Consider the following 377-nt stretch of genomic DNA (forward strand, 5'->3'; position numbering starts at 1 on the left):
TATGTCCCAATTCTTCACTAATTAACATACGGATTTCTTTATCTTTTACTTGCTCGTCAGCCGACAATGAACGAGAACCGCCTACAGCAGGGCAATCGAAACCCATTAATTCACGGTATCTGGTCTGAGCGTAGCCATGTCGTAAACCATGCGTTTGTCCCACACCTAGCGCATGCGTGACTGCTTCAAAATTGGCTTTGTGGGACTTATAGCTTTTTTCTTTCGGAATCATTGAACCGCCATTTTTCACAGCTTGAGCGTAGGCATTTTTGAGTTCTTGACGTTGTTTTTCGTTGGTTATTGGAATAGTTCGAGGTCTTCCGCCTTTCGTCCAACTGTCTTTTAAACGGATATATTTAGCATTTTCAATTTTCTGA

General features: G+C 41.9%; 1 protein-coding gene. It reads right to left on the bottom strand.

Features of this window, described 5'->3' with window-relative positions; all coding sequences use genetic code 11:
* A partial coding sequence (locus J502_RS16285) for an integrase domain-containing protein (protein ID WP_034685349.1) occupies positions 1–377 on the bottom strand: 377 nt, incomplete at both ends.

Origin of the sequence: Acinetobacter sp. 1294596 (assembly GCF_000582925.1) — a bacterium.
Classification (GTDB): Bacteria; Pseudomonadota; Gammaproteobacteria; order Pseudomonadales; family Moraxellaceae; genus Acinetobacter; species Acinetobacter radioresistens.